8 protein-coding genes and 1 pseudogene are annotated in these 8,560 nt (G+C 60.1%); 4 read left to right on the top strand and 5 right to left on the bottom strand.

Annotation, left to right across the window (positions count from 1 at the left end; genetic code table 11):
* Window positions 1-19 precede the first annotated feature (19 nt).
* A pseudogene (locus GIW04_RS24370) lies at window positions 20-1,597 on the bottom strand (long-chain-fatty-acid--CoA ligase); the annotation flags it as partial.
* Between the two features lie 219 nt (window positions 1,598-1,816).
* Here GIW04_RS24370 and GIW04_RS24365 point away from each other — a divergent pair.
* The gene (locus GIW04_RS24365; RefSeq protein WP_120248623.1) at window positions 1,817-2,761 is read left to right on the top strand and encodes an alpha/beta hydrolase; all 945 of its coding nucleotides are present in this window, start codon (window positions 1,817-1,819) and stop codon (window positions 2,759-2,761) included.
* Between the two features lie 56 nt (window positions 2,762-2,817).
* Window positions 2,818-3,288 carry a MaoC family dehydratase gene (locus GIW04_RS24360; RefSeq protein ID WP_003193747.1) on the top strand — a complete coding sequence of 157 codons (471 nt, stop codon included), beginning with the start codon at window positions 2,818-2,820 and terminating at the stop codon, window positions 3,286-3,288.
* Window positions 3,289-3,424: 136 nt separating this feature from the next.
* Here GIW04_RS24360 and GIW04_RS24355 read toward each other — a convergent pair whose 3' ends face one another.
* Complete coding sequence (locus GIW04_RS24355; protein WP_003193748.1) at window positions 3,425-3,892, bottom strand: ferritin-like domain-containing protein; 468 nt, start codon at window positions 3,890-3,892, stop codon at window positions 3,425-3,427.
* Between the two features lie 204 nt (window positions 3,893-4,096).
* Here GIW04_RS24355 and GIW04_RS24350 point away from each other — a divergent pair, with 204 nt between their 5' ends.
* Window positions 4,097-4,333, top strand: a complete 237-nt coding sequence (locus GIW04_RS24350) for a DUF3820 family protein (protein WP_003193750.1) — start codon at window positions 4,097-4,099, stop codon at window positions 4,331-4,333.
* Window positions 4,334-4,343: 10 nt separating this feature from the next.
* The gene (locus tag GIW04_RS24345) at window positions 4,344-5,519 is read left to right on the top strand and encodes an aminotransferase class V-fold PLP-dependent enzyme (protein WP_003193752.1); all 1,176 of its coding nucleotides are present in this window, start codon (window positions 4,344-4,346) and stop codon (window positions 5,517-5,519) included.
* A 204-nt stretch (window positions 5,520-5,723) separates the two neighbouring features.
* On the opposite strand, the gene GIW04_RS24340 is transcribed toward GIW04_RS24345, so the two are convergent.
* The 3 genes from GIW04_RS24340 to zwf are packed head-to-tail and all read right to left on the bottom strand — an operon-like array spanning window position 5,724 to window position 8,558.
* Window positions 5,724-6,389 carry a bifunctional 4-hydroxy-2-oxoglutarate aldolase/2-dehydro-3-deoxy-phosphogluconate aldolase gene (locus GIW04_RS24340; RefSeq protein WP_026067364.1) on the bottom strand — a complete coding sequence of 222 codons (666 nt, stop codon included), beginning with the start codon at window positions 6,387-6,389 and terminating at the stop codon, window positions 5,724-5,726.
* A 17-nt stretch (window positions 6,390-6,406) separates the two neighbouring features.
* Window positions 6,407-7,120, bottom strand: coding sequence for a 6-phosphogluconolactonase (gene pgl / locus GIW04_RS24335; protein WP_003193755.1), 714 nt, complete (start codon window positions 7,118-7,120; stop codon window positions 6,407-6,409).
* Window positions 7,107-8,558 (bottom strand): glucose-6-phosphate dehydrogenase, encoded by a 1,452-nt coding sequence (gene zwf, locus GIW04_RS24330; RefSeq protein WP_236479273.1) that lies wholly within the window; start codon window positions 8,556-8,558, stop codon window positions 7,107-7,109. Before zwf ends, pgl begins: the two co-directional genes overlap by 14 nt.
* Window positions 8,559-8,560: the final 2 nt, after the last annotated feature.

The following is an 8,560-nucleotide window of genomic DNA, read 5'->3' as shown; positions in this document are numbered from 1 at the left end:
ACCCGGTGAAGTTGGCCTAGCAGTACGCCTTCAGCTCCTCAAGGCTCACCCCCTGAGCCCGTGCCACCACGAACAGCTTCACCGCCTCCCCTGTGCGCTCGTCCGGCACGCCGATCACGGCGCAGTTGGCCACGGCCGGATGGGCCATGATCACGTCTTCAATTTCGTTGGGGTACACGTTGAAACCCGAGACGATGATCAAATCCTTCTTGCGATCCACAATGCTGATGTAGCCATCGGTGTCGATCACCGCAATGTCGCCGGTCTTCAACCAGCCATCGGCGTCCAGGGTTTCGGCGGTGGCGGCCGGTTGCTGCCAGTAGCCCTTCATTACTTGTGGGCCCTGGATGCACAGCTCGCCGCGCTCGCCCAACGGCAGTTCTTGCCCCAGGTCATCCACGACTTTCATCGCCGTCCCCGGCACTGGGATGCCCACGGTACCCAGGCGCGATAGCCCGCCGTAGGGGTTGGTACTGGCTACCGGCGAGGTTTCGGTGAGGCCGTAGCCTTCGCCGATGGCGCAGCCGGTCAGCGCCTTCCAGCGTTCCGCCGTGGCCTTGACCAGGGCAGTGCCGCCGGAATTGGTGATCTTCAGGTGGGAGAAATCCAGGGTCTTGAAATCAGGGTGGTCCATCAGCGCCACAAACAGTGTGTTCAGCCCCAACAGACCGGAGAACTGCCACTGCTTGAGCTCCTTGATGAACCCGCCGATGTCCCGTGGGTTGGTGATCAGCACGTTGTGGTTGCCGGAGACCATCATGCACATGCAATTGGCCGTGAAGGCATAGATGTGGTACAGCGGCAGCGGTGCAATCATTACCTCCTGCCCTTCCTTGATCAGCGGATGGCCGTCGTCGCCCAGTTGCGACATGCAGGCCCGCACCTGCTGCATATTCGCCACCAGGTTGCCGTGGGTGAGCATCGCGCCCTTGGCCAGCCCAGTGGTGCCGCCGGTGTATTGCAGCACGGCGACGTCGTCCAGGGTCACCGGATGGCGCGTCACCCCAAGGCCCGCGCCCATGCGCAGGGCGCGCTTGAACGACACTGCTCGCGGCAGGTGGTAGGCCGGAACCATCTTCTTCACCTTGTCGACCACGGTGTTGACCAGCCAGCCTTTGGCGGCGGGCATGAAATCGCCCATCCTGGCTTCGATCAGGTAGTCGATCTCCGTGTCGGTGCACACCTCCTGCACACGTGAACCGAACAGGTTGAGATAGACCAGCGCCCGCACACCGGCATCCTTGAACTGGTGGCGCATCTCGCGCGGGGTATACAGCGGGTTGGTGTTGACCACGATCAGCCCGGCGCGCAGTGCGCCGAACACCGCAACCGGGTAATGCAGCACGTTGGGCAGCTGCACCGCGATGCGCTCACCGGGCTTGAGGTCGGTGTGCTGCTGCAGGTAACCGGCAAACGCCGCACTCTGGCGCTCAAGCTCAGCGTAGGTAAGGGTAATGCCCATGCTGCTGAATGCCGGACGGTCGGCAAAGGTCTTGCAGGAACGCTCGAAGACCTCGATCACCGACTTGTAGGTGCTGAGGTCGATGGCATTGGGGACTCCCGCCGCGCGTTTGTCATTCCAGAAATCAGGTTGCATTATTCTTGTCCTCTTTACCTGAGTGTGTCCGGCCGCTGCCATGCAAATGCGCAGCAATAAGAAGCGGAGCTTTGGGGAAGTTAGCAGCTATGGCCAAACAGGCAAGACACTGAACTGTGTCATTGATTGTATGAATCTTGTACCTAAGGCGTAGGCAGATACCCCGCCCCACGCCGGATGAGCTATACAATGCAACCACCCTGAGCAAAGGAAGCCGCCATGAACCACGACACCTTCTGGCTGACCGCGAACGACCACACCCGCCTGTACGTCAACCAATGGATGCCCGACGGCTCGCCCAAGGCCGTGGTGATGATTTCCCATGGCATGGCCGAGCACGGCGGCCGCTATGCACGCCTGGCGCAGGCATTGTGTGCAGCAGGCCTGGGTGTGTATGCGCTGGACCAGCGTGGGCATGGCCGTACCGCCGAGGCCGGCACCGTTGGGTTGTATGCTGAAACGGACGGCTGGAACAAAGTGGTGGGCGATCTGGCCAGCCTCAATCAGCATATCGGCCAACAGCATTCAGGGCTGCCGATCATCCTGCTGGGCCACAGCATGGGCAGCTACATCTCCCAGGCGTACTTGCTGCATCACAGTGCCAGCCTGCATGGGGCAATTCTCAGCGGTTCGAATTTCCAGCCGGTGGCCCTCTACCGTGCAGCGCAAATCATTGCGCGCATCGAGCGAGCACGCCAAGGCCTGCGAGGGCGCAGTGCGTTGATCGACTTCCTGTCGTTCGGCTCATTCAACAAAGCCTTCAAACCCAACCGCACCCAGTTCGACTGGCTCAGCCGCGACCCGGTTGAAGTGGACAACTACATCAACGACCCACTCTGTGGCTTTCGTTGCACCAATCAATTGTGGATCGACCTGTTGGGCGGCTTGCAGCAGATCAGCAAAGTCTCCAACCTGGCGCAGATCGACCCCGGCCTGCCGATCCTGGTGATGGGCGGCGATTGTGATCCGGTGAGTGAAGGCAAGCGTCTCAAGGATCTGGCCCATGCCCTGCGTGAGGCCGGTTGCCAGGACGTGCAATTGACGCTCTACCCGCAGGCGCGTCATGAAGTGTTCAACGAAACCAACCGGGATGAAGTCACCGCCGACCTGCTGGCCTGGCTCGACCAGGCGCTGGCGTTGCGCAGGCCCACCCGCTGCGAATAGTTTTTGCTTTAAAATCAGCCGATTAATTACCGTTAAGCCACAGGATGCACCTTGAGATGACCCAGGTAACCAACACCCCGTACGAAGCGCTTGAAGTGGGCCAGACTGCCAGCTTCAGCAAAACCGTCGAAGAGCGCGATATCCAGCTGTTCGCCGCCATGTCGGGTGACCACAACCCGGTGCACCTGGACGCTGAATACGCCAAGGCGACCATGTTCAAGGAGCGCATCGCCCACGGCATGTTCAGCGGTGCGCTGATCAGCGCGGCGGTGGCCTGCGAGCTGCCTGGGCCGGGCACGATTTATATCGGCCAGCAGATGACCTTCCAGAAGCCGGTGAAGATTGGCGACACCCTGACCGTGCGTTTGGAAATCCTCGAGAAACTACCGAAGTTTCGCGTGCGCATTGCCACTCGGGTGTTCAACCAGCGTGATGAGTTGGTGGTGGATGGCGAGGCGGAGATTCTGGCGCCGCGTAAGCAGCAAGTCGTGACCCTGACCGAATTGCCACCCATCAGCATCGGCTGACCTAGATTCCAGCCTGTGCATAAAACACATGTGGGAGCGGGCTTGCCCGCGAATGCAGTGTGTCAGTCAATACAACCGTGACTGATCCACCGCTTTCGCGGGCAAGCCCGCTCCCACACTAAGCCCAGCGTGGGGCTTACGACTGAGCGCGAGCCTGGTTGCGCAGGGCTTTTACCTGGTCGTGGTTGCGCTGTACCCCGTGGTACTGACGCTCAACCAAGTCACGAATGCCCACCAGGTTGTGCTTGTTGATCTTCTCGATCGCTTCCTTGTAAGCCTTCAATGCGTGGTCTTCACCGCGCTCGGCTTCGTTCAATACGGCCTCTTCGTCCTTGCCGGTGACCATCGACTTCACGTCGACCCAGCCACGGTGCAGGGCGCCGGCCATGCTGCCGGAATCTTCAGGATCGCCACCCAAGGCACGCACAGCCGTTTTCAGTTCAGCGGCGGCTGTCGCGCAATCAGCGGAGCGCTTAGCAAACAGAGCCTTGAGTTCTGGATGCTTGATGTCTTCAGCGCATTCCTTGAAACCCTTTTGGCCGTCGATGCTGGTCTCGATCAGGTCGTTCAGTACGGAGATCGATTCTTTGTTGATATCAGTCATTTTTCAATTCCTTGTACGGGTTAGAAGGTTGCCTTGGTTATTGCAGCGCCCGTGCCAGGTTTTCAAAAATTATTTTTATGTTTAATTTCAACAAGTTACGAATTATTGAACCATCTGTATCTTGGTTATTTGCATGATCTGTCATTTGGCCTTCATGCAGAATGCCTGTATTTTCGAAAGCCTGGCCTCAACCCTGCGACGCTCATGAATCCCGAAAAACTCGAACTGCTCATCACCCGTCAAATGCCCTTCGGCAAATACAAAGGCCGGATCATTGCCGACCTGCCTGGGCCCTACCTGAATTGGTTCGCCCGTGAAGGTTTCCCCCACGGGGAACTGGGCGGTTTGCTGGCCTTGATGCAGGAAATCGACCACAACGGCCTGTCCGAATTGCTCGAACCACTGCGCGCCAAACACGGCAGACCCGCCCCTCGCCACTAGGAGACCCACCATGCCAAGGAATGCCGATAACGAAGCGCACTGGCAGGCCATCGCTCAGCGCTATGAGTGCGAGCCCGGCCCGATCAACCTGGAAAACGGCTACTTCGGGCGCATGAGCCGGGCGGTGCAGGCCCAGTACCTTGAGCACATCAGCTTTATCAACCGCAGCAACGCGGTGCATGTGCGCCAGCGCTTTGAGCAGGGCGAAAACATCGAGATACGCCGCCAGTTGGCCGGGTTGATTGACGTCGACCCCGAGTCGGTCGCGTTTACCCGCAACGCCACCGAAGCCTTGCAGTCGCTGATCCGCAACTACAACCGCCTGCAACCGGGCGACCAGGTGCTGATCAGCGACCTGGAGTACGACACGGTCAAAGGCGCCATGCGCTGGCTGGCAGCGACTCGCGGCGTGGAAGTGATAGAGGTGGCCCACACCCACCCGGCCAGTTTCGACAGCCTGGTGCAAACTTACCACGACGCCTTCGCGCAGTACCCGCGCCTGAAATTAATGGCCCTGACCCATGTGACCCACCGTACCGGCCTGGTCATGCCGGTTGCGGCCATTGCCAAGGCCGCGCGCGAACGCGCAATCGACGTGATCCTCGACGGCGCCCACGCCTTGGGCCAGATCGAATTCAACCTGGCCGAACTGGGCATTCAGTTCGCAGGCTTCAACCTGCACAAGTGGATCGGCGCGCCGCTGACCCTGGGCTTTTTGTACATTGCACCGGAGCGCCTGGCCGATATCGACCCGGACATGGGCGAATTCCACTACCCGGCCACGGATGTGCGAGCGCGTACGTCCTACAGCACGCCGAACTTCCCCGCGCTGATGACCCTGCCTTTGGTGTTTGACGAGCATCGGCAATTGGGTGGCGCTGCGGCCAAGGGCGCACGCGTCAATTACCTGCGCAACCTGTGGGTAAACCAGGTGCGACCGTTGCCGGGGATTGAAGTGCTGACCTCGGATGACCCCAGACTGTATTGCGGGATCACAGCCTTCAAGTTCATCGGGCGTGATCAGCAGACGATGGTGGACAGGCTGCTCAAGGAGCACGGCCTGTTCACCACTACGCGCACGGGGGCAGCGTTTGGCACCTGTATCCGGGTGACGCCGGGGCTGGTGACGTCGGCGGCGGACATCAACGCGCTGGTCCACGCGATCACCCAACTAAACACCGTTTAAAACTGTGGGAGCTGGCTTGCCTGCGATAACGGTGTATCAGCCAAAGATGGGCTAACTGATAAATAGCTATCGCAGGCAAGCCAGCTCCCACCTTCAGAACGGCGATGTGTTTGAGGTTTTTTACAGGCAAAAAAAAGCGGCACACCGACCAAGTGCGCCGCAAAAATGCCGTTAAGCACAGCAACAACGATTCGATAAATCAGTTCAGTCCAGCAGCGCCAGCGCCTGGGCAGTGACTTCCTGAATACGCGCCCAGTCGCCATTCTTGACCCACTCCGGATCCAGCATCCAGCTGCCGCCCACGCACATCACGTTTTTCAACGCCATGTAGCTCTTGATATTGGCCGGCCCAACGCCGCCAGTCGGGCAGAATTTCACTTCCCCGAACGGGCCGCCGAGCGCCTTGATGGCAGCAACACCACCGCTGACTTCAGCCGGGAACAGCTTGAAGCGGCGATAACCCAGGCCGTAGCCTTCCATGATGCCGGAGGCGTTGCTGATGCCCGGCAGCAGCGGGATCGGGCTGTGCACCGAGGCTTCCAGCAAGTCGCGGGTGATGCCGGGGGTGACGATAAATTGCGAGCCTGCCACTTCTGCCGCTTCGAGCATGTGACGGTCTAGCACGGTACCTGCACCGGTGCACAGTTCAGGACGCTGCTCGCGCAAGACCTGAATGGCTTTAAGGCCGAACTCGGAACGCAGGGTCACTTCCAACGCGGTCAAACCGCCGGCTGCCAGGGCGTCGGCCAACGGCAGAATGTCCTGCTCGCGGGCGATGGTGATCACCGGCAGGATCCGCGCCTTGGCGCAGAGGCTGTCGATCAAGGCAACTTTATCCGCCATGGACACGGTCGGTTGAGGGCTTTTCATAGCGGCTGATCCTTGGCTCATGGGCACCAGTAAATCTCTAAAGTAGGTTGCAAAAACGCGCGAATCGGCATGGCAGCAACATCGTCGCTGGCCAGGGCGGCGCTCAAGGTCGTCAATTTCGAACTGCCGGAAATCGACAGCACGGTGTAGTCGGCCGTGGCCAGCAACGCACGACTCATGGTCAGGCGCTGGTGCGGCACAGTGGGCGCCAGCATCGGCCAGCAACGGCGGGTACCGTCGGCCTTCAGCGCTTCACTCAGGTTGGGGCTGTTGGGGAACAGCGATGCGGTGTGGCCGTCATCGCCCATGCCCAGCACCAGCACATCAATGGCTGGCAACTCACCCAGCAGGCGATCGGCCTGCTCGGCAGCGTCTTCAAGGTTGGCGGCAGGGCTGTACAGGCTCAAGAACTTCGCCTTGGCCGCCGGGCCTTGCAGCAAATGTTGCTTCAACAGGCCAGCATTGCTGTCGGCATGTTCGACCGGCACCCAGCGCTCATCGGCCAGGGTGATGGTGACCTTGGACCAGTCCAGGTCCTGCTTGGCCAGGTTCTGGAAAAACGCCACGGGGCTGCGGCCGCCGGACACCACCAACGTCGCCTCGCCACGGGCAGTGATGGCCCCACGCAGTTGCTCGGCCACGTCATTGGCCAGGCCATCGGCCAGCAGCGCAGGCGTACGGTACTCATGGGCAGTAACGCCCTGAGGCAGTTTCAATTCAGATATCGCCATACCACGACCTCCCATCCCGCGTGATCAGTGCAATCGAGCTCATCGGCCCCCAGGACCCCGCCGCATACGGCTTGGGCGCATCACCGGATTTTTTCCACCCGGCGATCAACTGGTCACACCACTTCCACGCGGCTTCGATTTCATCTTTGCGAACAAACAGGTTCTGATTGCCGCGCATCACTTCCAGCAACAACCGCTCGTAGGCATCGGGGATGCGTGCGCTGCGATAGGTGTCGGAAAAATTCAATTGCAGTGGCCCGCTGCGCAGTTGCATGCCTTTGTCCAGGCCCTGCTCCTTGGTCATCACACGCAAGGAAATACCTTCGTCCGGCTGCAGGCGGATGATCAGCTTGTTGCTGATCTGCAGGCGCTGCTCGGGGGCGAAGATGTAGTGGGACGGTTCCTTGAAGTGGATGACAATCTGCGACAGCTTTTGCGGCATACGCTTGCCAGTACGCAGGTAGAACGGCACGCCGGCCCAGCGCCAGTTACGGATATCGGCACGCAGGGCAACGAACGTCTCGGTGTCGCTCTGGGTGTTGGAATTGTCTTCTTCCAGGTAACCCGGCACGGCTTTACCGGCGCTGTAGCCGGCGATGTACTGGCCACGGACTACCTGGGTGGTCAGGCCCTCGGGACTGATCGGCGCCAGGGCCTTGAGCACCTTGACCTTCTCGTCACGGATGCTGTCGGCGGACAGGTCGGCCGGCGGGTCCATGGCAATCAGGCAAAGCAGTTGCAACAGATGGTTCTGGATCATGTCGCGCAGCTGGCCAGCCTTGTCGAAGTAACCCCAACGGCCTTCGATGCCAACCTGCTCGGCCACGGTGATTTCCACGTGGGAGATGTAATTCTGGTTCCACTGGGTTTCGAACAGGCTGTTGGCAAAACGCAGGGCGATCAGGTTCTGCACCGTCTCTTTGCCCAGGTAGTGGTCGATGCGGTAGGTGCGGTTTTCCGGGAAAAACTGCGCCACGGCGTCGTTGACCTTGCGCGACGACTCCAGGTCCGAACCGATGGGTTTTTCCAGCACCACGCGGGTATTTTCCGCCAGACCGACCTTGGACAGGTTTTCGCAGATCGCGCCGTACACCGCCGCCGGGGTGGCGAAGTAGGCGATCAGGCGTTGATCGCTGCCGACTTTTTCGGCCAGGGCAACGTAGTCGTCGGCCTTCATGAAGTCGACATGCACATACGAAAGGCGCGCGAGGAAACGCTGGGCCACGGCTTCGTCGAGTTCCTTGCCGACGTACTTACGCAATTCTTTTTCGATATGGGCCAGGTGTTGCTGCTCGGAGCCAGCTTCACGGGCCAGGGCCAGGATGCGTGTGTCGTCGTGCAGCAACCCGGCGCCATCGAGCTGATAAAGGGCAGGAAATAACTTGCGCAGCGCCAGATCACCCAAGGCGCCAAACAGGGCAAAGGTGCAGGGTTCCACGG

Source organism: Pseudomonas sp. PA-4-8C (genome assembly GCF_021606625.1).
In the GTDB taxonomy this organism is placed as follows: Bacteria; Pseudomonadota; Gammaproteobacteria; order Pseudomonadales; family Pseudomonadaceae; genus Aquipseudomonas; species Aquipseudomonas lactis.
This window is presented reverse-complemented; position numbering and strand designations above follow the sequence as displayed.